This is a genomic window from Mycobacterium sp. KBS0706 (assembly GCF_005938675.2).
GTDB lineage: Bacteria > Pseudomonadota > Alphaproteobacteria > DSM-16000 > Inquilinaceae > Inquilinus.
The window spans coordinates 1-24,535 of sequence record NZ_VCCH02000059.1; the positions used below are offsets into that span (position 1 = coordinate 1).

General features: G+C 69.0%; 20 protein-coding genes and 1 pseudogene. 6 read left to right on the top strand and 15 right to left on the bottom strand.

Translation table 11 applies throughout. The features are described 5' to 3' along the window. A partial coding sequence (locus FFK22_RS26970; protein ID WP_221938883.1) for a S8 family peptidase occupies positions 1–2,005 on the top strand: 2,005 nt, incomplete at its 5' end. Between the two features lie 12 nt (positions 2,006–2,017). After that, on the top strand, positions 2,018–3,220 hold the full coding sequence (locus FFK22_RS26975; RefSeq protein WP_138890778.1) for a hypothetical protein: 1,203 nt from the start codon (positions 2,018–2,020) through the stop codon (positions 3,218–3,220). A 136-nt stretch (positions 3,221–3,356) separates the two neighbouring features. Here FFK22_RS26975 and FFK22_RS26980 read toward each other — a convergent pair whose 3' ends face one another. The 8 genes from FFK22_RS26980 to FFK22_RS27015 all read right to left on the bottom strand — a co-directional run bounded on the left by FFK22_RS26980 (position 3,357) and on the right by FFK22_RS27015 (position 13,210). After that, positions 3,357–4,361 (bottom strand): ABC transporter ATP-binding protein, encoded by a 1,005-nt coding sequence (locus tag FFK22_RS26980; protein ID WP_138890777.1) that lies wholly within the window; start codon positions 4,359–4,361, stop codon positions 3,357–3,359. Further along, positions 4,358–5,371: an ABC transporter ATP-binding protein gene (locus tag FFK22_RS26985; RefSeq protein ID WP_138890776.1), complete on the bottom strand. Its 1,014-nt coding sequence runs from the start codon at positions 5,369–5,371 to the stop codon at positions 4,358–4,360. Before FFK22_RS26985 ends, FFK22_RS26980 begins: the two co-directional genes overlap by 4 nt. After that, on the bottom strand, positions 5,368–6,249 hold the full coding sequence (locus FFK22_RS26990) for an ABC transporter permease (protein WP_138890775.1): 882 nt from the start codon (positions 6,247–6,249) through the stop codon (positions 5,368–5,370). Before FFK22_RS26990 ends, FFK22_RS26985 begins: the two co-directional genes overlap by 4 nt. Further along, positions 6,249–7,184 carry an ABC transporter permease gene (locus FFK22_RS26995; protein ID WP_138890774.1) on the bottom strand — a complete coding sequence of 312 codons (936 nt, stop codon included), beginning with the start codon at positions 7,182–7,184 and terminating at the stop codon, positions 6,249–6,251. Before FFK22_RS26995 ends, FFK22_RS26990 begins: the two co-directional genes overlap by 1 nt. Positions 7,185–7,207: 23 nt before the next feature. After that, positions 7,208–8,809, bottom strand: coding sequence for an ABC transporter substrate-binding protein (locus tag FFK22_RS27000; protein ID WP_138890773.1), 1,602 nt, complete (start codon positions 8,807–8,809; stop codon positions 7,208–7,210). Positions 8,810–8,842: 33 nt separating this feature from the next. Beyond that, entirely contained in the window at positions 8,843–9,955 is a 1,113-nt protein-coding gene (locus tag FFK22_RS27005) for a mandelate racemase/muconate lactonizing enzyme family protein (protein ID WP_138890772.1), read from the bottom strand. A gap of 73 nt (positions 9,956–10,028) precedes the next feature. Beyond that, positions 10,029–10,832 (bottom strand): MaoC family dehydratase, encoded by an 804-nt coding sequence (locus FFK22_RS27010; protein ID WP_138890771.1) that lies wholly within the window; start codon positions 10,830–10,832, stop codon positions 10,029–10,031. 2 nt (positions 10,833–10,834) lie between these two features. Then, the gene (locus tag FFK22_RS27015; protein ID WP_138890770.1) at positions 10,835–13,210 is read right to left on the bottom strand and encodes a CaiB/BaiF CoA-transferase family protein; all 2,376 of its coding nucleotides are present in this window, start codon (positions 13,208–13,210) and stop codon (positions 10,835–10,837) included. A 160-nt stretch (positions 13,211–13,370) separates the two neighbouring features. Here FFK22_RS27015 and FFK22_RS27020 point away from each other — a divergent pair, with 160 nt between their 5' ends. Both FFK22_RS27020 and FFK22_RS27025 read left to right on the top strand, forming a co-directional pair. After that, complete coding sequence (locus FFK22_RS27020; protein WP_138890769.1) at positions 13,371–14,378, top strand: LacI family DNA-binding transcriptional regulator; 1,008 nt, start codon at positions 13,371–13,373, stop codon at positions 14,376–14,378. Positions 14,379–14,840: 462 nt separating this feature from the next. Beyond that, the gene (locus FFK22_RS27025; protein ID WP_138890768.1) at positions 14,841–15,752 is read left to right on the top strand and encodes an agmatinase; all 912 of its coding nucleotides are present in this window, start codon (positions 14,841–14,843) and stop codon (positions 15,750–15,752) included. A gap of 773 nt (positions 15,753–16,525) precedes the next feature. Here the strand turns inward: FFK22_RS27025 and FFK22_RS27030 are convergent. Then, positions 16,526–16,687 (bottom strand): annotated as a pseudogene (locus tag FFK22_RS27030) (sensor histidine kinase); the annotation flags it as partial. A gap of 14 nt (positions 16,688–16,701) precedes the next feature. Here FFK22_RS27030 and FFK22_RS27035 point away from each other — a divergent pair. Then, a complete protein-coding gene (locus FFK22_RS27035; protein ID WP_138890767.1) occupies positions 16,702–17,025 on the top strand; it encodes a M10 family metallopeptidase C-terminal domain-containing protein in 324 nt (107 codons plus the stop codon). A 146-nt stretch (positions 17,026–17,171) separates the two neighbouring features. Here the strand turns inward: FFK22_RS27035 and FFK22_RS27040 are convergent, their stop codons facing one another. From FFK22_RS27040 to FFK22_RS27065, 6 genes are all read right to left on the bottom strand, one after another. Beyond that, positions 17,172–17,909 (bottom strand): ABC transporter ATP-binding protein, encoded by a 738-nt coding sequence (locus FFK22_RS27040; protein ID WP_221938884.1) that lies wholly within the window; start codon positions 17,907–17,909, stop codon positions 17,172–17,174. Further along, positions 17,899–18,642 carry an ABC transporter ATP-binding protein gene (locus FFK22_RS27045; protein WP_138890766.1) on the bottom strand — a complete coding sequence of 248 codons (744 nt, stop codon included), beginning with the start codon at positions 18,640–18,642 and terminating at the stop codon, positions 17,899–17,901. The genes FFK22_RS27040 and FFK22_RS27045 overlap by 11 nt, the downstream gene beginning before the upstream one ends. Beyond that, a complete protein-coding gene (locus FFK22_RS27050; RefSeq protein ID WP_138890765.1) occupies positions 18,639–19,613 on the bottom strand; it encodes a branched-chain amino acid ABC transporter permease in 975 nt (324 codons plus the stop codon). Before FFK22_RS27050 ends, FFK22_RS27045 begins: the two co-directional genes overlap by 4 nt. Next, the gene (locus FFK22_RS27055) at positions 19,610–20,488 is read right to left on the bottom strand and encodes a branched-chain amino acid ABC transporter permease (RefSeq protein ID WP_138890764.1); all 879 of its coding nucleotides are present in this window, start codon (positions 20,486–20,488) and stop codon (positions 19,610–19,612) included. Before FFK22_RS27055 ends, FFK22_RS27050 begins: the two co-directional genes overlap by 4 nt. 51 nt (positions 20,489–20,539) lie before the next feature. Further along, on the bottom strand, positions 20,540–21,682 hold the full coding sequence (locus tag FFK22_RS27060) for an ABC transporter substrate-binding protein (protein ID WP_138890763.1): 1,143 nt from the start codon (positions 21,680–21,682) through the stop codon (positions 20,540–20,542). A gap of 122 nt (positions 21,683–21,804) precedes the next feature. After that, positions 21,805–22,815, bottom strand: coding sequence for a LacI family DNA-binding transcriptional regulator (locus FFK22_RS27065; RefSeq protein ID WP_186002672.1), 1,011 nt, complete (start codon positions 22,813–22,815; stop codon positions 21,805–21,807). A 172-nt stretch (positions 22,816–22,987) separates the two neighbouring features. On the opposite strand from FFK22_RS27065, the gene FFK22_RS27070 reads away from it, so the two are divergent. Next, entirely contained in the window at positions 22,988–24,334 is a 1,347-nt protein-coding gene (locus FFK22_RS27070; protein WP_138890761.1) for a sugar ABC transporter substrate-binding protein, read from the top strand. The last annotated feature ends 201 nt before the right edge of the window (positions 24,335–24,535 follow it).

The window sequence follows — 24,535 nt, forward strand, 5'->3', positions numbered from 1 at the left end:
GCGGCCGCAGGACTCTGTCCAGAGGTGGCCCCCGCTGCTGGGGGAGGAGGAGGTCCGGAACCTTCTGCTTCGGACGTTCGGCCAGACGCGATGGACCCAGGACAGCCCGATCGTGGCGGATGTCTGGATCGGCTACCTGCGCATCGCCGAGAAGGCCGCACGACGGCGCATCCTGGGGCCCCGGGATCTCGCCCTGGACGTCCTGCTGACGCCATGGACCGGCGTCACGCCCGGCCAGGTCGCGTTGTCCCTGAGGGAGCGCCTGGTATCGGAGACCCTTGCGCGGGCACGCATCGCGACGAGCTCGACCCGGGTCGTGGCGGAGATCGATTTTCAGGCATTCGTGCAGGCCGTGGTGCCGCTCACCGGCTGGTGGCAGGACCTGTGGAGCCGTCTGACATCGTTCGGAGGCGCAGGAGTGGCACGCGTCAGAGCCCCGGACAAGTCGGATGCCGCGACCCTGCTCGCAGACTACCGAGGCCCTGCGCTCGAATTGCTGCGCTACATGACCATTGTCGGCTTCGTGGCGCGATTGCAGGCGGCGAGGTCCGCGGCGGAAATCAAGGGGCTGCATGAAGTCGCCGGACGCCTGCAGCGCAGCTTCGACATGACATCTCCTGCCGCAGGACGCCAGGCGACGGGCGCGGATCTCAATTTCCTGTTCGACGGATTCCGTGACGTCGCCGGAGCTAGCCTGCAAGCAGCCGAGGCTGCCGAGGCAGCCCCGAAGCCTGGGGAGGCCAAGATCTGGCTCGCCACCTGCAACAGGGAGGCATCGCAAACGATATTCGACTCGTGCAAGACGGTGAAAGCCGACGCCGCACAGCGGGTCTTCGACACGGCCGGAAAAGGCATCACGATCGCGGTCATCGACGATGGGATCGATGCTCGGCACGCGGCTTTTCTGAGGCGGGCCGACCCTGCTGTCTCGCAGCGCCTGAAGTGCGGCCCTCCATTTACCGAAGCAGACCTGGAGTCCTCTTCGCGGATCCAGGCGACCTATGACTTCTCGGTCCTGAGGGATATTCTGGCTGCCGGAGCAAACGGCGACGCGGCGACTGTCCGGCAACTTCATCCGCGATCCACTAAGATCGACAAGCTGGTCTCCGCCGCCGTGGATTATCTCAAGATCCGGGCCGATACCGGCCGGGGCATCGACTGGGCCCTGGTGTCACCGCTCATCCTCGTCCCGCATGACGACAACTATCAGCCTCCGGCCGCCGACCACGGCACGCATGTGGCAGGCATTCTTGCCGCGGACCTGCCGAAGCCGGACGACCTGGCGCAGCCTCTGTACGGGATGTGCAAAGAGCTGAGCCTGTACGACCTGAGGGTCTTTGCGCCGGATGGAAGCGCGGACGAGTTCGCCATCGTCTCGGCCATCGAGTTCGTCGGCTGGCTGAACCGCGATCGCGCCAGTCCCGTCATTCACGGCGTGAACCTCTCTCTGGCGCTGCGCCACGATGTCGACAGCTTTGCCTGCGGCCACACGCCCGTCTGCGACGCCTGCAACCAACTGGTGGGAGCAGGGACCGTCGTCGTCGCGGCGGCCGGCAACACTGGATTCGATGGCGAGCCGGGCGAGGCGAAGCAAAGTCTGGGGACCGGTTACCGGACGGTCAGCATCACCGATCCGGGCAACGCGGAGGCTGTCATTACCGTCGGATCCACCCACCGGCGCGATCCTCATGCCTATGGCGTCAGCTACTTCTCGAGCCGAGGCCCCACCGGCGACGGTCGACTCAAGCCCGACCTTCTTGCGCCGGGGGAGAAGATCACCTCGACCATCCGGGAAAACCGGACCCAGCGGCTCGACGGCACCTCCATGGCAGCCCCGCATGTATGCGGGGCCGCGGCTTTGCTGATGGCCCGTTATCCGGAACTGATCGGTCAGCCACGCCGGATCAAGGAGATCCTGATGAAGACAGCGACCGATCTCGGCCGCCACGTCGATTTCCAGGGCGCCGGGCTGCTGGACGTCCTGCGTGCGCTGCAACTGGTCTAGGGAACGAAGCTCATGACTGTCGTTTTTGAAGCGCTCAACACCCTGTATGGAGACTGCCTGCTGCTGCGGTATCCGGGGCCGGACGGCAATGAGAGGCTGTGGATCGTCGATGGAGGGCCGAGGTCCGAACGTGTCGGCGAGGCCAGCATAGCCGTCTGGCGCGACGTGCTGCTGCCACGGCTGCGGGCCTTGAGCCCGAACCATCCGTTGCCTGTTGCGCTCGGAATGGTCAGCCACATCGACGACGATCACATCAATGGAATCTTGAGGATCACTCAGGGGCTCGTCGCCGCCTCCCCGGCCAACCCGGCCGAACTCGTCTTCAAGCGGTTCTGGTTCAATTCCTTCGACGCGATCGTTGGCCCGACGCCGTTCACCGCGCATCGGGCGAGCGCGACCCCGGCCGCGCTCGCGGGCGCGATCCTGCCCCAGATCGGCGGAGGGGACGGAGAGGCCGTGATTCAGAGCGTGGGGCAAGGAATATCCTTGAGGGCCGATCTCGAAACGCTGCATCTGGGCGGAAACCAGCCCGTCAACGGCCTGATCTCCGCGAAGGAGGGGCAGGCGTCCTACAATATCGACGGTGCCAAAGTCACGGTGCTGGGACCGCGGCAGAAGCAGTTGGACGAGTTGCGCAAGGATTGGCTGAAGGCCCTCTCGAAGCCGACCAAAGAGGCCCGCGAGACTGCGTTGCTTTCGCTGTTCCTGCCGGAGAGCAAGTTGGATCATGCCGTCGCCAATCTCTCGTCGATCGTGGTCTGGGTGGAAGTCGCGGGCAAGACGCTGCTGCTCACCGGCGACGCCCGCGGCGACGACATCGTCAAGGCCTGGTCGGAGTTGGGGCTTCCGCCGCCGCCGGTAGCGCTCGATATCCTCAAGCTTCCTCATCATGGCAGCAGCCGGAACAATCCGGAGAGTTTTCTCGATCATTTCGCCGCAACACACTACGTGTTCTCGGCGAATGGAAAATATGACAATCCGGACCCGCCGGTCATCGAAGCCGTCGTGAAGAAGCATGGGATGCGGCCCATCGTTCTTCACTTTACCAATGCGGATGTGATGTGGTCGGCGCCATACAAGCTGGAGAAATCAGGAGCCGCCGTTCAGTCTCTCCCGGCGATGCTTTCCGCCCTGCAGGCCGCCTATCCGGGACCGTGGTCGTTCCGGTGCCGGCCACACGAAGCGCCGGGCGTCGCCATCACCCTGGATGCCTAGCTGTTTCGGGAACTCTGCCCGCCCGCACCTCATCTGGATGGGGTGACGGCAGCCGGGACCGGGGGGGACGAGCACGGCGGATCCCGGCTTCCCGTTCCGGGGATCTGCTCAGGAGCGGCCGCTAAGATCGGCGCCCTCAGATCGGGATCGGGTTGGCCTTGGCGAAATGGCAGGCGGCAAAATGGCCGTCGCCGACCGGCGCCAGGGCTGGCCGCTCGCGGGCGCAGATCTCCTGCGCCAGCGGGCAGCGGGTGCGGAAGCTGCAGCCGGACGGGACGGCGGACGGGCTGGGCACGTCGCCCTGCAGGATGATGCGCGTCTGCGGCCGGTCGGGGTCGGGCTCCGGCGCGGCCGACAGCAGCGCCTGGGTGTAGGGATGGTGCGGCGCGCCATACACCGCGGCCTTCGGCCCGGTCTCGACGATCCGCCCGAGATACATCACCGCGACCCGGTCGGCGATGTGCCGCACCACCGCCAGGTCATGAGCGATGAACAGGTAGGACAGGTTCTTCCGCTCCTGCAGGTCCTGCAGCAGGTTGACGATCTGCGCCTGGATCGAGACGTCGAGGGCCGAGACCGGCTCGTCCGCCACGATGAAGGCGGGATCGACCGAGATCGCCCGGGCGATGCCGATGCGCTGGCGCTGGCCGCCGGAGAACTGGCGCGGATAGCGGTCCATGGTGGCGGGCGGCAGCCCGACCTGGCGCAGCAGCTCGGCCACCTTGTCGCGCCGCTCCTTGCGCGACCGCACCAGGCCGAACACCTCGAGCGGCTCGGCGACGATGTCGGCGACGCTGCGCCGCGGGCTGAGCGAGCCGTAGGGGTCCTGGAAGATCATCTGGACCTGCCGGCGCATCGCCCGCATCTGCCCGCGCGACAGGCCGGTCAGGTCGGTGCCGCCGACGAAGACCTGGCCGGCGCTGGGTTCGATCAGGCGCAGCAGCAGCCGGCCGAGCGTGGACTTGCCGCAGCCGGATTCGCCGACCAGCGCCAGCGTCTCGCCGCGGCGGATCTCCAGCGACACCTCGTCGACCGCCCGCACCGCCGGGCGCGGCCGCCCGAAGCTGAGGCCGCCGCCATCCTGGAAGGTCTTGGTCAGCCCCTCGGCCCGAACCAGGGTCTCGGTCGCAACGGCGCTCATCGCATCGCCCTCGCGCTGGGTGCCGGCTCGGCCGGCAGCGCCGCGGCCGTGACCCAGCAGGCCGCCCGGTGCTGCGGGCCGAAGTCGAACATCGGCGGCCGCTCCACCGCGCAGCGGTCGACCCGCAGCGGGCAGCGCGGCTGGAACGGACAGCCGGCGCCGAGGCTGCCGGCCTGCGGCACCGAGCCGGCGATCTGGTACAGCCGCCGCCGGTCGTCGTTCAGCCGCGGAATCGACTGCAGCAGCCCCTGGGTGTAGGGGTGCGACGGTCGCCGGAAGATCGAGCGGACATCGGCATCCTCCACCACCCGGCCGGCATACATCACGATCACCCGCTCGCAGATGTCGGCGATGACGCCGAGATCGTGCGAGATCAGCAGCACCGCCGTGTTCAGCGTGGCGCGGATCCGCTTCATCAGATCCAGCACCTGGGCCTGGATGGTCACGTCCAGCGCCGTGGTCGGCTCGTCCGCGATCAGCAGCTTCGGGTTGCAGGCGATGGCCATGGCGATCATCACCCGCTGGCGCATGCCGCCGGAGAACTGGTGCGGGTAGGCTCCGAGCCGGCGCTCCGGGTCGGGCATGCCGACCAGCCGCAGCATCTCGACCGTCTTGCGGCGGCGCTCCTCCCGGCTGACGGGCTCATGCAGCAGGATGGCCTCGCCGATCTGGTCGCCGATGGTCATGACCGGGTTCAGCGAGCTCATCGGCTCCTGGAAGATCATGGCGATGTCGCGGCCGCGGATCTCCGGCATCTTCGCCCGCGGCAGGGCCAGCAGGTCGGTGCCCTCGAACAGGATGCGGCCCTGCGCAATGCGGCCCGGCGGCTCGGGGATCAGGCGCAGGATCGACAGCGAGGTCATCGACTTGCCGGAGCCGGATTCGCCGACGATGCCGAGCGACCCGCCGGCCTGGATCTCGAAGCCGACGCCGTCGACCACCCGCAGCGGCGCCGCTTTCGGGCCGAATTCGACGGCCAGACCCTCGACCTTCAGCAGGGGCGCGGTCACGAGGCGGTCTCCGGGTCCAGGGCGTCGCGCACCGCATCGCCGAACAGGTTGAAGGCGAGGACCACGCAAGTGATGGCGAAGCCGGCGCCGATGATCGGCCAGGGCGACCCGAACAGGTTGTTGAGGCCGTCGCGGATGATGTTGCCCCAGCTCGGGTTCGGCGGCTGGGTGCCGAGCCCGAGGAAGCTGAGCGAGGCTTCGAGCCGGATGGCCGAGGCGACCCACAGCGTCACCAGCACGACGATCGGCGCCGCGATGTTCGGCACGATGTGGCGGAAGATGATCACCGGCGTGCTGACGCCGACCGCCACCGCGGCCTCGATATAGGGCTCCTGCTTCACCGACAGGGTCTGGGCCCGGGCGACGCGGGCGAAGCCGGGCACGAAGGCGACCGTCAGCACGGCGACGACGTTCCAGAAGCCGCCGCCCAGCGCCGCGGCGATGATGATCGCCAGCAGCAGTTCCGGAAAGGCCAGCAGCAGGTCGACGAGGCGGGAGATGACCCGGTCGACCACGCCGCCGAAATAGCCGGCGACGACGCCCATCGTGGTCCCCACGATCGCCGCCAGCACCGGCGACAGCAGCCCGAAGATCAGCGAGTTGCGGGACCCGTAGATCATCCGGGACAGCACGTCGCGGCCGAACTGGTCGGTGCCGAGCCAATGCGCCCAGGACGGGGTCTGGTTGATCTTCAGGATGCTCTGCGCCAGCGGGTTGTAAGGCGCGATCCAGGGCGCCAGCACCGCCACCACCAGGAAGACCGCGATGATCAGGGCGGCGAAGATGGTGGCCGGGCGGCCCATGACGATGCGCAGCAGGATTGCCAGCCGGTTCGGGGCTGGGGCAATAACATCTGCGGTGTCGATGATCGCGGCCATCAGCTCACCCGGATCCGCGGATCGACCACGATGTAGACGAGGTCCATCAGCAGGTTCACCAGCACCACGAACAGGGCGAAGACGATGACGCCACCCTGGATGACGGCATAGTCGCGCTCGGTAATCGCGCCGATCAGCAGCTTGCCGATGCCGGGCCGGTTGAACACCAGCTCGATCGCCACCGAGCCGGACAGCGTCGCCAGCAGGCTGAGGCCCATGCCGGTGGACAGCGGCAGCAGCGCGTTGCGCAGCCCGTGCCGGTAGATGACGCGGCGCTCGCTGGCGCCCTTGGCCCGCGCCGTCCGCACATAGTCCTTGCCGAACACCTCCAGCAGCGAGGTGCGGGTCAGCCGTCCGAGGAAGGCGGCCTTGACGAAGGCGAGGGTCAGCGCCGGCAGCACGATGTGGTGCAGCCGGTCGACGAAGCCGTCGCCGCCGCCATTGATCGGGAACCAGCCGAGATTGAGCGAGAAGGTGATCAGCAGCAGCGCGCCGAGATAGAAGTCCGGGATGGCGTAGCCGATCAGCGAGAACACCCGGACGCCGGAATCCGCGGTGCGGTTGCGGTGGGTTGCCGCCAGCACGCCCAGCGGGATGCCGGCGGCGACGCCCATCACCATCGCCGCGATGGTCAGCTCGATCGTGTAGGGCAGGTTGTAGACCAGCAGTTGCAGGACCGAGGTGTTGTTCATCAGCGACCTCCCGAAATCCAGGGTCAGGACGCCGCCGAGGAAGTTGAGGTACTGCTGCCACAGCGGGACGTTCAGCCCCATCTTCTCGCGGAAGGCCGCCAGCTGGTCCGGCAGAGCGTTGTCCCCCAGCGCCGCCAGCGCCGGGTCGCCGGGCAGGATGCGCATGCAGACGAACACCAGCGTCAGCACCAGCAGGATGGTCGGAACCGCATCCAGCAATCGCCACATCAGATACCGCACCATGGCGGGGCCCCTCCCCTGCGGGGTCAGACGATGGTCTTGGTCGCCCGGTGGAAGCGCCAGCGCGCATAGCCGCTCTTGATCGGGTAGCCGAGATCGACATTGCCCCGGCGCGCGGTGGTGAAGGACAAGGTGGACAAGCCGATCAGCGGCAGGTCGCGCAGCACCTGCAGCTCGATCTTGCGGCAGATGTCGTCATAGGTCGCGAAGTCGGTCGCCTGCAGGGCCTGGGCGAGCAGGTCGTCGATGCCCGGCATGACCACGCCGTAGTGGCTGTAATTGCCGCCGCCCTTGCCGTCCGACTTGACCTCGGATTGCTTCGACAGCTGCTGGAAATACAGCTGGGTCGGGATCGGCGGATAGCTCGAGGAATGCATCGCCAGGGTGTTCTTGTCCGACCGGTTGTCGGCGTGATAGGCGGTGTGGTCCTCGATCCGCAGGTCCATGTTGAAGCCGGCCAGGCGGATCTGCTCCTGCACGATCAGCATGGTCGAGGAATAGTCCTCGCGCTGGCTGCACAGCGACGGGAAGCTGATGCCGTCCGCGAAGCCGGCCTCGGCCAGTAGCGCCTTCGCCTTGTCCGGATCGTAGGGGTAGCGCAGCTCCTCCGGCAGATCCTCGGTCTTGAAGCCGGCCGGGAAGAAGTCGGGCTGCAGCCCCGCCATGGTGCCACCCATCGGCGCCAGCGCCTGGGCCACGGCCGGCCGGTCGATCGCATGCATCAGCGCCTGCCGCACCTTCAGGTCGTCGAAGGGCTTGCGGGTCAGGTTGACATGCAGGGTGTTGAACGACCCCGGCACCGTCATGTCGATCTTCAGCGTCGGGTCGCGCTGCTGCATCGAGGCGACCCAGCCGGGGGCGCGCACCGCCTCCATGATGTCGATGTTGCCGGACAAGAGGGCCAGGGTCCGCGCCGAGGTGTCGGCGATGTAGACGCATTCGACGGTGCTGATCTTGGCCTTCGGGCCCCAATAGCCGTCATGGCGCTTCATCACCGTGCCGACCTGGGTGTCGAACTTGGTCAGCTCGTAGGGGCCGGTGCCGACGGCGTCGGTGCCGAAGGCCTCGCCCATCTGCTCGGCCGCCTTCTTGCTGACGATCGAGGTGTTGTTGTTGAACACCGAGGTGCCGAGGAACAGCGCGTCCGGGCTCTTCAGGGTGATGGTCACCGCATAGGGCCCGTTCGCCACGACATCGGCGATGTTCGACAGGATCGTGACGTTGGTGCCCGACGTCATCGCCCGCTTGAACGAGTAGACCACGTCCTCCGACGTCATCTCGCCGAAGCCCTTGTGGAACTGCACGCCCTGGCGCAGTTGGAAGGTCCAGGTCTTGGCGTCCGGCGACGAGGTCCAGCTGGTCGCCAGCGTCGGCAGGTACTCCTCCGGCTTGATCGCGAAGGCGCCGTCCTCCGGGCGGACCAGCTGCTCGTAGATCTGCTCGGTCGCCCAGTTGTCGGAGCCCTGGGTCGTCAGGTTCGGGTCGCTGTAGCGCGGCCCCTTCGCGGCGATGCCCATGCGGATCACATCCGCGTTCTGGGACGCATCCTGCGCCCGGGCGCCGCCGAAGCCCGCCAGCGCCGCGGTCGCGACGCCGAGCTGAAGCACATTTCGCCTGCTGAATCCCATGGCCGTCTCTCCCTTGTCTCTTATCGACGCCGGTCAGCGCCGCTTGTTGATTTCCGCCTCGTCGACCTCGAGCCCGAGCCCCGGGGCCTGCGGCACCACGAAGCGGCCGTCCACCGGCCGGGGCGGATCCTTGAACCCGATATCCATCCGGCCCGACGCGTCGGCGTATTCCGCCGGCTTGGTCAGATGCATGAGCGCCGCCAGCACATGCAGGTTGGCGACATGGCCGATGATCGGCTGGGTCTGATGGGGCACCAGCTCGACCCCATGGGCATGGCAGATCGCGGCGCATTGCATCAGCCCGGTAATGCCGCCCATCTTGACGATGTCGGGCTGCACCATGCGCACCCCGGCATGGATGATGTCGACCAGCGCCTGCAGCGTGTAGGTCTGCTCCGCCGCCGACACGGTGATGTCGAGCCGCTGCGCCACCTCGCCCATGCCGCGCACGTCGTAGTGCTGCACCGGCTCCTCGAACCAGACGTAGCCGAGCTCCTCGAGCGCGCGGCCGACCCGCATGGCGCCACCGACCGAGTAGCCGTTGTTGGCGTCGAAGGCCAAGGGGAAGCTGTCGCCGACGAGCTGGCGCACGGCCCGGGCCTTGGCGATGTCGCCCGGGATGTCGAGGTCGAGCATCGAGCGGTCGCCGTCGCGGCGGATCTTGATCGCCGCCGGCGTCTCGCGCCGCCAGCGCGCCTCGACCACCCGCACCGTCTCGTCCACCGTGCGCCCGGCATTGCCGCCGATCGAGGCGTAGAACGGCACCTCGCTGCGCCAAGCGCCGCCGAGCAGCTTGTGCACCGGCAGGCCGAGCGTCTTGCCCTTGATGTCCCACAGCGCGATGTCGACCGCGGCCAGGGCGCCGGTCAGCGCGCCTTCCGGCCCCAGCTTGATGTTGCGGTGGAGCTGCCGGTCGTACAGCACACCGGTGTCGAAGGCGTCGGCGCCGACCAGACCCGGCGCCAGGTCGCGCTCGATGATGCCGATCGAGTGCTGCCCGCCCTGCATCGGCGAGGCCTCGCCCCAGCCGACCACGCCGTCCTGCGTGGTGATCCGCACCAGAGCGCTGCGCCGGCCGGGCGGGTCGCCGGGTTGCCAGCCGACCTGGAAGGCTTCGATCGATCTGATGGTCGCGCTTGGGGCCATAGGTTCGCTCCCGCGTCGAGTGGGTTACCTTACTCTCTTTGCATCCGTATGCAACACCGCTGCAGGCGGATGGTCACGCATAGATCGAGGTCCGGCGGAACCGCGCCGCCACCCGGGCGCCGTCGACCACCAGGAGCTCCTCGGTCTCGAAATAGTGCCGGCCCTTCCGCTCATAGGCGGCGGTGACAGTGCCGGAGGTGGCGAGGCGCTGGCCGGGCGACACCGGCGCGAAATGCTCGGCCTCGCCCGACACGAACACGACCGGTGCCGGGAAGCGGAAGCTGCGGTTGGCGTCGAACATCGTCCGCCGGATCAGGCAACCGGAGTGGACCAGCCCGCCGGCGAGATACAGCGGATGGCGCTCGTCGAAGGCATCGAGCGAGCGCCGGAACTCCTCCCCGGTCAGCACCGCGTTGCGCGAGCCGAGGCGCGTCCCGACCGCCATGCCGCCGGGGTCGACCGCCCGCGGCGGGTCCGGCAGTGGCAGGACCGGGCAATCCGCCACCGGGGGTGGCACCGGATCGGCCAGGGGCATCCCCACCCAGCCGGTCGCGACCTCCTCGCCCTCCTCGTTGCGCAGGCTGACCTCGGATCGGCGGTTGGGGCCGGTATCCGCCAGGGCCGAGACTTCGGCCGTGAGCACGTCGCCGTCATAGACCGGCCGGCGGAACCGCGCGCCCATCCGGCCATGCCGCAGCCAGTCGACACCCCAGGAATCGACGGCGATGCGGCTGATATGGCCATAGACGAAGGCCCCCGGCACCAGGGCCGCCTTGAAGCCCATGCGCCGCGCCACCGCGTCGTCATGCACCGAGCCGCGATAGCCGGGATCGTCGTCGAGGCGGATCGGGATGCGCAGCGTCCTGGGGAAATCCATGGTCAGGCCCCCGGCCGGGGTTCGGTGGCCATGGCGCCGCTGGCTTCGGCCGCCGCGACCTCCTCCGGCGTCAGGCCGAGGATGTCGCGCAGCACGCGATGGTTGTCGGCGCCGAAGCGCGGCGCCGCCCGGCGCTGGCTGCCCGGCGTGGCGTCGAGATGGATCGGCAGGCCGGGATGCGGGTGGCGGCCGGCATCGGCATGCTCCAGCACCGTGAAGAAGCCGCGGTGCGCCAGGTATTCGCTGCGCGCGAGGTCCTGCGGGGTCTGCACCGGCGCCGCGGGAACACCGGCCGCCTGCAGCCGGGCCGCGACCGCGTGCTTGTCCTGGCTGCGCGTCCAGTCGGCGATGATCGCGGTCAGTGCCTCGATGTTCTGCTGCCGCACCGCCAGCGTGGCGAAGCGCGGATCGGCGGTGAGGCCGGGCTGCCCGATGACGCCGCACAGGGCCTGCCATTCCGTCTCGGTCCCGGGGGCGATCGCCACCCACTGGTCGTCGCCGCGCGCCGGGAAGGCGTCATGCGGGGCGGCATAGGGCGAGCGGTTGCCGTTCGGCGCGGGATCCTGGCCGGTTTCGATCGCCGCCAGCAGCTCCGGCCCGATCAGCTGCATCGCGGCCTCGACCTGCGGCACCTCGATATACTGCCCCTCGCCAGTGCGCTGCCGGTGCAGCAGCGCCGTCAGGATCGCGGCTGCGGCGTTGAAGCCGCCGATCGGGTCGAGATAGGAGGGGCCGGTGGTCTCGGGCTGGCCGCCCGGATAGCCGATCATGCTGGACATGCCGGTCGACATCTCCATGGTCGGGCCCAGAGCGGCGTAGCGCGCCATCGGGCCGTCGGCGCCGAAGGCCGGCAGCTCGGCCACGATGATGTCCGGCCTGATCCGGCGCAGGCTGTCATAGTCGAGGCCGAGCTTGGCCAGCGTGCCGGGGCGGAAGTTGCAGATCACCACGTCGCTGACCGCCGCCAGGCGGCGGATGATGTCACGCCCCTCCCCCGTCTTCAGGTCGAGGATGCAGGACAGCTTGTTGACGTTCTGCGAGTTGAAGTGGAAGGCGCGGTCGTAAGGCCGGTCTCCGGGCACGCCGTCCGGGAAGTTGATCGGGTTCGGCACCTCCTTGTTGAGGCGCCAGGAATTGACCCGGGTCGGGGATTCGACATGGATCGGCTCGGCCCCGAGGAAGCCCAGCACCCGGCCAGCCATCGGCCCGGCCCAGGCGGTGGTCAGCTCGAGCACGCGCAGGCCCGCCAGGGGACCGGTTCCGGCAGGGGCAGCGCCCCTCCCCGGCCGTGGGGCGGCCGGCATCGGCGCCCTGCCATTATCGGCGCCGAGGCGCGGCGCGGCGGAGCGGACCCGGCGCGGCGTGCCGCCCAGCCGGAACGGCGGTCCGAGGATCAGCCGCCCCTCGGCCGTCTGCCAATAGCCCCGCGCGGCGAGATGGGCGCTGCCGTGCAGCTCGGTCGGGCGATAGGCCTTGGCGGCGATCACCTCCTCCCGCTGCAGCGTGGCGACCAGCTCCTCGGCGCTGAGATCCGCGACCTTGTCCTGGATGATCGCGAACAGCTCCGCCCAATGGGCCCGGCGCGGGATCGGGGCGGCGAAGCGCTCGTCATGCTCGATCGGCCCGAGCCCGAGCGCCCGGCAGACCGCGGCCCAGCGATGGTTGTAGATCCAGATGCAGACCCAGCCGTCGCGGCAGCGCACCTGGCCGGCCGGGATGTTCGGGTCGCCCCGGCCCTTCACCGTGCCGTTGTAGATGTGCTGCAGCACATAGGGGAAGCACATCGCCGCGGCGGTCTCGGCCTCGTCCACGACGACGGCCTGGCCAAGGCCGGTGCGCTCGCGGGCGAACAGCGCGGCGGTGACCCCGACATAGGCGGCGAGGCCGGCGGCGAAGGACGCGCGGCGGCCGCAGCCATGCAGCGGCTCGCGGCCATGGGCGCCGTTGTTGTGCATCATGCCGGACAGGGCCTGCAGCACGATCTCCGGCCCCTTCCAGGCGGCGAGCGGCCCGTCGGCGCCGAAGGGGCTGACCACCGTGGCGACACAGCGCGGGTTGAGGGCGAGCACCTCGCGCGGCTCGGATCCCGGCGGCAGGATCGCGACATCGGCACCGCGCAGCAGTTCATCGAGGGCCTGCCGCCCGGCGGCGCTGCCCGGGTCGAGGCTGACCGAGCGCTTGCCGGTGTTGAGATGGAAGAACAGCAGCGATCCGCGATCGCCCGCCTCGCCGAACGGTGGCTGGCAGCGCAGGGCCGATCCCTCCGGCGGCTCCACCAGCACGACCTCGGCGCCGAAATCGGCCAGCAGCCGGGCGCAATACTGGCCGCCGACGGTCTCGGACAGGTCGACGACGTTCAGCCCCGCCAGTGCAGACATCGCCGCGTCGCCTCCCTGTCCCTCGCTTTGACCGGAACGGTATCGAGTCTTGCATCCGTATGCAATACCTCTGCATAGTGCTGGAGACGATCACGGCCGGGCGGGATTCCGCCCGCGCCCGTGCTATGGCTGCGGCGGGCGACAGCGAAGGGAAGCGACCTTGAGTTCCGGAGACCTGCGCAAACCGATTACGGCGCGCCAGCTGGCGCGGATGATCGGCGTCAGCCAGTCCGCGGTCTCGCGCGCCTACACGCCCGGCGCCTCGATCTCGGGCGAGATGCGCCAGCGCATCCTGACCATGGCGGACAGCCTGGGCTACAGCCCCAACGCCATCGCCAGCACCCTGTCGAAGCGGCGCAGCAACATCGTCGGCATCGTCGTCTCGGCGATGCAGAACCCGTTCTACCCGGTGCTGATCGAGAAGCTGTCGCGCGGCCTGCAGCAGGTCGGGCAGCAGAGCCTGCTGTTCAACCTGACCCATGGCGCCGACATCAGGCAGCAGCTGGCGGCGCTGCGGCAGTACAGCGTCGATGCCGTGGTCATCGTTTCGGCCGCCCCCCTCTCCGGCGCGGCACTGACCTGGGCGACCGAGGGCCGCACGACGATCATGATCAACCGCACGGTGCCGGATTCGAGCCTGGCCAGCGTCTGCTGCAACAATGCCGACGGCGCCCGCGCCATCGCCGACCATTTCCACGCGCTGGGCCGCCGCCGGGTGGCGTTCGTGGCCGGCGTGCCGCATGCCAGCGCCAATCTCGAACGCCAGCACGCCTTCATCGCCCGGCTGGCGGAGCTGGGCATGACCCTCACAGCTTCCGTCGCGGGCGGCGAGTACAGCTACGAGGCCGGCTACCGCGCGGCGCTCGAGGTTGCCCGCAGCAGCCGCACCGACGCGATCTTCTTCGCCAACGACATCCTGGCGGTCGGCGGCGTGGACGCGCTGCGCGACGAGCTGGGCCTGTCCGTGCCGGGCGACGTGGCGGTCGCCGGCTTCGACGACATCGCCATGGCCGCCTGGCCGCGCTATGCGCTGACCACCTTCCGCCAGCCGCTCGACGCCATGGTCGAGCGGACGGTGCTGCTGGTGACCGGCAAGGCGGAGCCGGCCGAAGGCAACGTCCATCTGCTGCCGGGGGAGCTGATCGTGCGGAAGACCACCGCCGGCTGAGGCGACGGAACGGAACCGCCGAAACCTTCCTCCCAGCCTGGCGCGGCCCCTTCCCTCTTCCCGCCCCTTTGATCGTCATTCCCGCGCAAGCGGAAGCTCCCTCCGTCGGGCCGGGACGAGATCCCCGCTTTCGTAGAGCGGGGATGACGAGGTCTTCGGGACCAGCAGGTTCCATGGAACCTATCATGAACGAGAGCGAAACGACTGCGCAATGAACATTACGTGAACATCTGTCCCGCCACAGGTCACGTGTTTTCGCCCGGGGCGCCCCCGCCACTGAATTCGGCGTTGCCGGAGGACGCCATCGGAATTTCAGCTAATCTCAGCGGCCCTTGAGATCGACTCTTCGATTCTTTTCCATCCAGGGGGCGGTCCCGCTGGATGGCCACGCCCCTGCGGGGCTCGCCATGACGGGTCAGTGTCTTGGGCTGTCGGTTCAAGCCATCATCAGGCCATCGAGACATGACTCCATCGCCCCGCTTTCTCGACCTTCCCGATCGCCTCGCCGAGGACCGCACGCCCCGGGCGGTGATCTTCGGGGCCGGTCACGGCAGCACCTATCCCGGCCGGGACAGCAGCGGCCACGCCCTGGCCGCCGCCGCCATCCGCGCCGCGAGCCAGGAGGATGCCGGGCTGGTCGAGCACTGGGATTTCGATCTCGGCGGCCCGCTGTTCGACGGCGGGCCGACCTGCTGCATCGACGCCGGCGACATCCCGACCGCCCTGCACGACAATGCCGGCAACCGGGCGCGGATCGAGGCGAAGACGCGCGAGATCCTGGCCCTGCCGGCCGTGCCGGTCCTGCTCGGCGGCGATTGTTCCGCGACCATCCCCTTCCTCGCCGGCTTCGCCGATCACGGGCCGGTCTGGATCCTGCAGATCGACGCCCATATCGACTGGCGCGACGAGCTGCACGGCGAGCGCCACGGCTATTCGAGCCCGATGCGCCGGGCGAGCGAGATGCCGAATGTCGCCGGCATGGTGCAGGTCGGCCTGCGCAGCGTCGGCAGCGCCCGCCTCGCCGAGATCGAGGCGGCGCAGCGCTACGGCAGCCGCTTCGTCACCGCCCGCGAGGTTCACGCCGGGGGCGTCGACGCCGCCCTCCGGCATATCCCGGACGGGGCGCGGGTCGTCGTCACCCTCGACTGCGACGGCCTCGATCCCGGCATCATGCCGGGCGTTGCGGCGCGGACGCCCGGCGGTCTCACCTACACCCAGGCGATCGACCTGATCGCGGGCCTCGGCCGGCGGGCCGGGATCGTGGGCTTCGACCTGGTCGAGCTCTATCCCCCCGCCGACATCGACGGCCTGTCGGCCCTGATCGCCGCACGCCTTCTGGTCAATGCGATCGGCACCATCGTCCGCCAGGCTTGAAAGCCGGGATCTTCGCAATCCAATGGCGGCACCCGACCTGTCCCCAAAGATCCCATCTCACGACAGAGGCGCAGTCCAACGCGAATGGAGGGCGGCTGAAACTGCACTGCAGCGAAATCCATCAGGCTGCGGCGCGTCGAGCAGCTGACGTACCCTGCAAGACCGGCTCGCCGATCCATTGCCCGGTCAAGTCGCCAGCAAGCGCCGCGGCACCGATACTATCGTATAGTTCCGTGGTGGCGGGGGTTCATGCATGAATCGCTCGTTGCCGCGTTTCTCTCCGCTACCCGGCGAGGGGTTTCGTCCCTCCAGGCGGCCACACTCACGGCGCAATGGGAGCCTTCCTGGCGCCAGTTTATCGACCTCGGAGCGCATAGACGAAATCGGAGGAGGATATGATCAAACTATTCGTTGCGATTTCAGCGGTGGCGGTCCTCGGGATGACAGGAGGATGTGCCGACCAGAAGACATCTCCGGCACAGAGCGCCGGGCCCGTCGCCTGTCAGGAGGTCGGGACGACCGGGTGCAAGCCGGATCCGTCCTTTGGCCGCCAGGGTATGGTGGGTTGCCAGGAGGTCGGAACGACCGGGTGCAAACCGGATCCGTCCTTTGGCCGCGAGGGTATGGTGGGCTGTAAGGAGGTCGGGACGACCGGGTGCAAGCCGGATCCGGCACTCGGGGTTCAACGGCCCCAGACCCCAGGCATGCCGGCTGGGACGTAGCAGCAGCCGTCAACAATCGCAGGGCGCGCCGGAAGGGCTGATGCCGCGGCGTCAGCCCACCCCGTTGCCGGATCCCGGCGCTACCAGCGGCAGGATCACGGTGAACCGCGTCCCCTGCCCCGGCGCTGAATCCACCGTGATCTGGCCGCCCAGGCTGGCCGTGACCAGGTTGTAGACGATGTGCAGCCCCAGCCCGCTGCCGCCGGCGCCGCGGCGCGTGGTGAAGCCTGGGCGGCGCCGACCGCTTCGTGTTCACCGCCGCGTCGCACAGCGCGGTCGGGGCCAATGCCGACCGGATCACCGATTTCAGCCACGCCCAGGGCGACCGGATCGACCTGTCGGCGATCGACGCCAGCACCGGCGTTGCCGGCGACCAGGCCTTCAGCTTCATCGGCTCCGGCGTCTACACGGGCGTGGCCGGCCAGCTGCGCCACGCCGTGGCGGGCGGCGTCACCACCATTGCCGGCGACATCAATGGCGACGGCACCTCCGACTTCCACATCCAGCTCACCGGCGCCATCGGCCTCGAGGCCGCTGACTTCGTTCTGTAACCAAGACCGGCACCGTCTTCGCCGCGGCCGAGGCATCGACCGCGGCGATTCCGTTCAGATTTCGGCCTTGCCGGCGCGGTCGAGATCTCCGGCCGCGACGGCGGCGGCGGCTTGGATCTGGAAGCTCCGGGGTCGCAGCCCTGCCGTCAGGCCGCCGTCATCCCGCCGCCGAGGAACATCTCGCCGATCCGGGGGTCGGCCAGGATCGCCTCGGCCCGGTCCCGCAGCCGGGTGCGGCCGAGCTCCAGCACCAGCCCATGATCCGAGATCTGCAGGGCACTGCGGGCGTTCTGCTCGACCATCAGCACGGAGACGCCCTTGTCGCGCAGGCCGGTCAGGATGGCGAAGGTCTCCTGCACCATCAGCGGCGACAGGCCGATCGACGGCTCGTCGATCAGGATCAGCTTCGGGTCCAGCAGCAGCGCACGGGCGATCTCCAAGAGCTTCTGCTCGCCGCCCGACAGGGTCGAGGCCTGGCGGTCGGCCTTGTGCCGCAGCATCGGGAACCGGTCCATCGCCGCCTCGATCCGCGCCGGCAGGTCGGCGACGCCTGTCGCCGCCACGCCGCCAAGCTCGAGATTGTGGCGGACGCTGAGCTCCGGGAAGATGTTGCGGCCCTGCGGCACGTAGCACAGGCCGAGACCCAGGAGGCGGCGCGGCGTGGCGTTGGTGATGTCGGCGCCGTCGAAGCGGACGCGGCCGGAGCGCGCGGGCAGCAGGCCGAAGACGGTCTTGAACACGGTCGACTTGCCGGCCCCGTTCGGCCCGATCATGGTGGTGATGGCCCCGCGCGCCACCTTGAAGCTGGTGCCGTTGAGGATGGTCATGCGGCCATAGCCGGCGACCACGTCCTCGAGCTCCAGGATCGGCGCGTCAGTGTCCAAGATAGGCCTCGATCACGTCGGGGTTGCTGCGGACCTCGTCCGGCGCGCCCTGGGCGATGATGCGGCCCTCGGCCAGGACCAGGATCCGGCTGCACAGCGACATCACGAATTCCATGTTGTGTTCGATCACCACGAAGGTCGCCCCCTCCTCCCGATTCATCGCGGCCAGGCGGTCCTTCAGTCCGGCCAGCATGGTCGGGTTGACGCCGCCGGCCGGCTCGTCCAGCAGGGTCAGCTTCGGCCCGGCCATGAAGGCCATGGCGGCGTCCAGGAGCTTCTGCTGGCCGTAGCTGAGGCCGCCGGCCTTGGCGTCGGCCAGGTGCTGCAGCCGGAAGAAGGCGATCATCCGGTCGGCCGCGGCGCCCAGCCCGGCATCGCGGCGGCCGAACAGGCGGGACAGCATTGACCCCTGATGCTCCTGTCCCGCCAGGATCAGGTTCTCGCGCACGGAGAGAAGCGGGAAGATCTGCAGCAGCTGGAAGGTGCGGCTCACCCCCATGCGGTTGAGGTCGCAAGGGCGCAGCCCGGTCACTGCTCGGCCATCGATCCGGACTTCGCCGGCGCTGGGCCTCAGTTGGCCCAGGATGCAGTTGAACAGGGTCGACTTGCCGCTGCCGTTCGGCCCGATGATGCCGAGGATCTCGCCCGGATGGACGGCGAAGGATACGCCGTCGACCGCGGCGATGCCGCCGAAGCTGCGGCGCAGGTCGTTGACCTCCAGCACCGGGCTCATCGCGCCGCCTCCCCGGCTGGGGCCGGATTGCGCCGGACCGAGTGGAGCAGCCGGTCGGCGAGGCCGAGCAGACCGGTCGGGCAGGCCGCCATCAGCGCCATTACCAGGAGCGCGTAGAGGATCAGGTAATAGCCCTCGGTGAAGCGCAGCCATTCCGGCAGCAGCACCGCCACCAGCGCGCCGAGGAAGGGCCCGAAGAAAAAGCCGGCACCGCCGACCACCACCATCAGCAGCAGGTTCAGCGACAGGCCGAGGCCGAACGGCGTCGGGTCGACGAACTGCACCAGGGGCGCGTAGAGCGCGCCGGCGAAGCCGCCGAGGGCCGAGCCGAGGGCGAAGGCGATCAGCGTGTATCGCCTGGTGTCGACGCCGAGCGACAGCGCCCGCACCGGGTTCTCGCGCAGCGCCACGAAGGCACGGCCCCAGGGCGAACGCAGGATCCACCACAGCCCGGCCGCCACCAGCACCAGCATGCCGAGGCAGAAATGGTAGAAGGCGGTGGCCTGGCCGGTCTTCCAGCCCAGCACCACCGGCCGCGGGATGTCGCTGATGCCGGTGATGCCGCCGGTCAGCCATTCCTCGTTGCGGAACACCAGATAGGCCAGCGTGGTGAAGGCCAGGGTGACGAAGGCCAGATAGTGGTGCTGCACCCGCAGCGCCGGGTAGCCAAGGATCCAGCCGATGGCGAAGCTGATCGCCCCGGCGGCCAGGAAGGCGGCGCCGAACGGCCAGTCCTGGGTGGTCAGGATGGCCGCGGTGTAGGCGCCGATGCCGACGAAGGCGGCCTGGGCCATCGACACCTGGCCGGCATAGCCGAGGGTCAGGTTCAGACCCATCGCGGCGATGGTCATCACCAGCCAGGTGCTGATCAGGTAGATGCCGTAGGATTTGAGGCCGAAGGGCAAGGCGGCCAGCCCGGCTATCGCCAGGGCCAGCGCCAAGCCGGCCAGGATGCGGCGGCGCCCGCTCATACCGTGCGCTCCTCGGCCCGGCCGAGCAGGCCCTGCGGCCGGAACAGGATCACCGCGATCAGCAGCAGCAGCGGCACGGCGGCGCGGTACTGGGCCGAGACATAGGCGGCCATGAGGTTGTCGATCACGCCCAGCAGCAGCCCGCCGGCGATGGCGCCGCGGATCTGGTTGAAGCCGCCGACGATGGCGGCGATGAAGGCGGCCAGACCCAGCGTCTCGCCATTGGAGAACTTGGCCAGGTAGATCGGGCTGACCAGCAGCGAGGCCAGCGTCACCAGTCCGGCATTGATCAGGAAGGTGTAGAGGATCATGCGTTCGACCGGGATGCCGAGGATGCGCGCCACGGTTGGGTTCTGCGCCGTGGCCTGCATGCAGCGGCCGGTGCGGGTGCGGCTGAGGAACAGCTGCAGCGCCACCACGGCAACCACGGCGACCGCGATCACGGCGAGGTCCTGCAGCGACAGGGTGACACCGCCGAGCGACAGGTCGCCGGCCGGCACCAGTGCCGGGAAGGTCTGGGCCTCGGCGCTGTAGAACTCCTTCACCGATTCCTTCAGGAACACGCCGAAGGCGATGGTGGCGATCACCAGCGGCAGCACGCCGTGGCGCAGCATCGGGTCGACCAGCAAGCGCTTGAACAGCACGCCGAGGATGATCAGCGCCAGCACCGCGCCGATGCCCACCGCCGGCCAGAACGGCAGGTCGCCGAAGCGCATCGCCGCCAGGATGAGGAAGGCCGGCAGCATCACGAACTCGCCCTGGGCGAAGTTGATGGTCTGGGAGGTCTGCCAGAGCAGGGTGAAGCCGATGGCGACGAGGGCGTAGATCGCACCCGTCGCCAGGCCGGAGGCGAGAAGCTGCAGGACATTCGCCATGGTGGGGATCCTCGGGCCCCGGCCCGCGCCGGGCGGGCCGGATGCGTGGGGCTACTGGCCGAGCTTGGGCAGGGTCTTGACGATCACCTGACGGCCGTTCTCGACCTCGGCCAGGAAGCTGACGCGGTCGACGTCGCCATTGGCGTCCCAGCTGGTGTCGATCAGGATCCCGGGCTCGTCCTGGGTGGTGATGGTCAGGCCGTGCAGCGTCTCGGCCAGCGCCACGCTGTCGACCTTGCCGATCTTCTGGGTGGCATAGCGCACGGCATAGACCGCCAGGTAGGCCTTGATGGCGTTATGGTCCGGCAGGTAGCCGTAGCGCGCCTGGAAGCGGTCCCGGAAGGCGCGGATGGTGTCGAAGGGCGCATCGGCCGACAGCCCGACATGGCCGCGGACGCCGTTCGCCGCGTCGCCGGCAAGGTCGATCACCTTCTGGTTCAGGAGCGTGGTCTCGCCGATCAGCGGGATGGCGACGGCCTGCTTGCGGGCCTCGCGCAGAAAGCGCGCGCTCTCCTCCTCATTGGTGTAGACGATGGCGGCGTCGGCGCCGGAGGATTTCAGCTTCACCACATCGGCCGCGAAATCGGCCTGGCCGGATTCGGTCGACAGGTCGGCCACCACCTCGATGCCATGCGCCTTCATCTGCTCGAGGATGGCGTCGTGGCCGCCCTTGCCGAAATCGTTGTTGACCCAGACCACGGCGACCTTCCTGGCCTTCAGGTCGTCGGCCAGGTAGGTCGCCAGCTTCGGCATCGCCGCCGCCTGGCTGATCGAGGTGCGGAAGATGTAGGGATTGCCGGAATGGGTGATCTCGGTCGCCTCGGCGCCGGTGAACTGCGGTACCTCCGCCTGCTGCGCCAGCATCATGTTGACCTTGACCGAGCCGGAGAAGATCGGCCCGAAGATCACATAGGGCTCCTCGTCCAGCGCCTTCTGCACCTGGGCGCGGGAGACGCCGGGATTGGTCTGGGTGTCGTAGTGCGAGACTTCGAGCTGGCGGCCGAGGACGCCGCCCTTCTGGTTGATCTCGTCGACCGCCATCTCGATCGCGTTCTTCCAGTTGGTGCCGACCGTGGCGCCGGCGCCCGACAGCTCGATCACATCGGCGATGCGGATCGGGTCCTCGGCCCGCGCCGGCCCGGCCAGGGCCAATGCCAGGGCGATGCCCATGCCGAAGGCGGTTCGCAGTCCCATCTCGTCTTCCCTCCCCTGTCAGCCTGTTGTTCTGCGGGTGATTCCGGCCGACTACCACAGGGAGGATCGTGCGACGAGGGGCCTGACGTCAAATATCGGACAAAAAGCGCAGCACGGCCGGATCAGCCGATCTCGCGGCAGGAATCGCGGACCACCAGAAGCGGCGCGAACACGTCGCGCACCGGCTCGGCCGGCGGTGGGCCGGCGAGCCGCGCCAGCAGGCATTCCACCGCCCGCTCACCGATCGCCTGCACCGGCTGCACCACCGCGGTCAGGCGGGGCGAGAAGGCGGTGCTCCATTCGAAATCGTCGATGCCGGCGACCGAGACGTCCTGCGGGCAGTTGAGGCCCTGTTCGGCGATCGCCCGCATCACCCCGATCGTGGTCAGGTTGCTGGTCGAGAAGATCGCGGTCGGCCGCGGCTGCCGCTGCAGCAGCGCCGCCGTGGCCCGCATCGCCGTCTCGATGTGGAAGTCGCCGCAGGCGGCGAGGTCGTCGTCGAGGGGAATGCCGGCCTCGGCCAGCGCCTCGTGGTAGCCTTCGAAGCGCTCCGTCGAGATCGAGATCCCCGGCCGGCCGGTGACGATGCCGATGCGGCGATGGCCGCAACGGATCATATGCTCGACTGCCAACCGTGCCGCGGCGCGGTTGTCGACGGTGACGGAGTCGAAATCGGCGAGGCCTCGCAGGGTGCGGTCGACCAGCACCGCAGGCCCGGTGACGAGGCGGCGGATCGCCTCGGCATTGCCGGGCTCGACCCCGCTCAGCACCAGGATCAGCCCGTCGGCGCGCTGGGTGCGCATCAGCCGCAGGGCGCGCAGCTCCTTCTCCGGGTCGTCGGCGGTGGCGCACAGCACCAGGGCGTAGCCGGCGGCGTCGCAGGCCCGCTCTGTCGCGGCGGCCAGGGCGGCAAAGAGCGGGTTGGTGATGTCCGGGATGACCAGGCCGATGGTGCGGGTGCGGCCGGTCTTCAGGCTGCGCGCCACGCCGTCCGGGGCGTAACCCAGCTCGTCGATCGCCGCCATCACCCGCAGGCGCAGCGTGGCACTGACCGGCGCCGTTCGGTTGATCACCGCCGAGACCGAGCCGATCGATACCCCGGCCCGGCTCGCCACATCCCGCAATGTCGTCATGATGCCCGAAGCCGTTGCCAAGTCCCGGATCGGATGATAGCCTTTCTGAAACGTTTCAGACAAGTCGACGGCGCCGGATCCCGAGCGATCGGACGGTCGCCGGGCTGCGACATCGCCGGGCCCCGAGCGGCCCAGGCCGAAGCATCGCGTCACGACAAAGGGGAGGACCGCCATGACCCGCCGCAACGGCACCACCATGCTCAGCCGCCGGACCGTCCTGGCCGCCGGCACCGCCCTCGCCGGCGGCAGCCTGCTGCCGATGCCGTATCTGTCCCGCGCCCGGGCGGCCGACGGGCCGCTGAAGTTCTGGCAGTTCTACGCGCCGGGCGGCGCTGTGCCCGGCCAGGTGCAGTGGTTCCAGGACATGGTGAAGGGCTGGAACGACAGCCAGGAGGTCAAGGTCGAGCTGGAATACATCCCGACCTCGCAATACATCAACGGCACCAAGCTGCAGACCGCCTTCGCCGCCGGCGAGGGACCGGACATCTTCCTGATCAGCCCCGGCGACTTCCTGCGCTACCACAATGGCGGCGCGCTGCTGGACCTCGCCCCCTATGTCGCGGCCGAGACCCGGGCCGATTATTACGACACCGCCATCGCCACCAGGCTGGTCGATGACGGCCTGTTCGGCCTGCCGATGGAGGTCGAGCCGATGGCAATCTATTACAGCGTCAAGGCCTTCAAGGAGGCCGGCCTGGGCGAGGCCGACATCCCGAAGACCTGGGACCAGCTGCTGGAGGTGGCCAAGACGCTGACCAACGACAAGCGCTTCGGCATCCTGTTCGAGACCAATCCCGGCTACTACCAGAACTTCACCTGGTACCCGTTCCTGTGGCAGGGCGGCGGCGAGATCGTCGGGAAGGACGGCAAGAGCGGCTTCAACTCCGACGCCGCCCGCGCCGCGCTGAAGTTCTGGCAGGACGCGGTCGCCCTGGGCGTCGCGCCGCGCAAGCCGCTGGGCTACGGCGCCAACGACATCGCCGCCAATCTCGGCTCCGGCTTCTGCGCCATGCAGAATGTCGGCATCTGGGGCATCAGCGCCCTGCGCAACGCCGACCCGAACTTCGAATACGGCGTGTTCAAGCTGCCGCTGCCGCCGGGCGGGCAGGACCGCACCGTCGCCGGCGGCTGGGCCTTCGTCGCCAACGCCAACGGCCGCAACACCGAGGCGGCGGGCAAGTTCTGCGCCTGGGCGCTGGGGTCGATGGAGCCGGGATCGGTGCAGCGCGTCGCCGACTGGTGCACCAAGGCCAAGAGCGACATGCCGCCGCGCAAATCGGCCTTCGAGAAGGCCACGGCAGACCAGGCCTATGGCAGCGGCGCGATGAAGAGCTTCGCCGAGCAGGTGTTCCCGACCGCCCGCGGCGAGCCGCGGGTGCCGCCCCAGGTCTACAAGGCGATCTCCGACGCCATCCAGGCCTGCCAGCTGAACGGCGAGGATCCGGGCAAGCGGGCCGAGATGGCGGCGCAGCAGATCGACAGCTTCCTGGCCGGCTACGACGGCGCGCCGATCCTATGAGGATAGCAGGACAGGTCTCGACGGCGGAACGTGTTGCCTCTCCCGCTTGCGGGAGAGGTCGGAGACGCGAAGCGGCTCCGGGTGAGGGCCTGCGGCCTCGATCACCGGAACCGCCGCGCCAGCATCGAGAACGGATTATCCGCTCGCTTGCGGCAAGACCTCGCCCTCGGCAAGACCGAGCCGTCCCCTCACCCGGACATC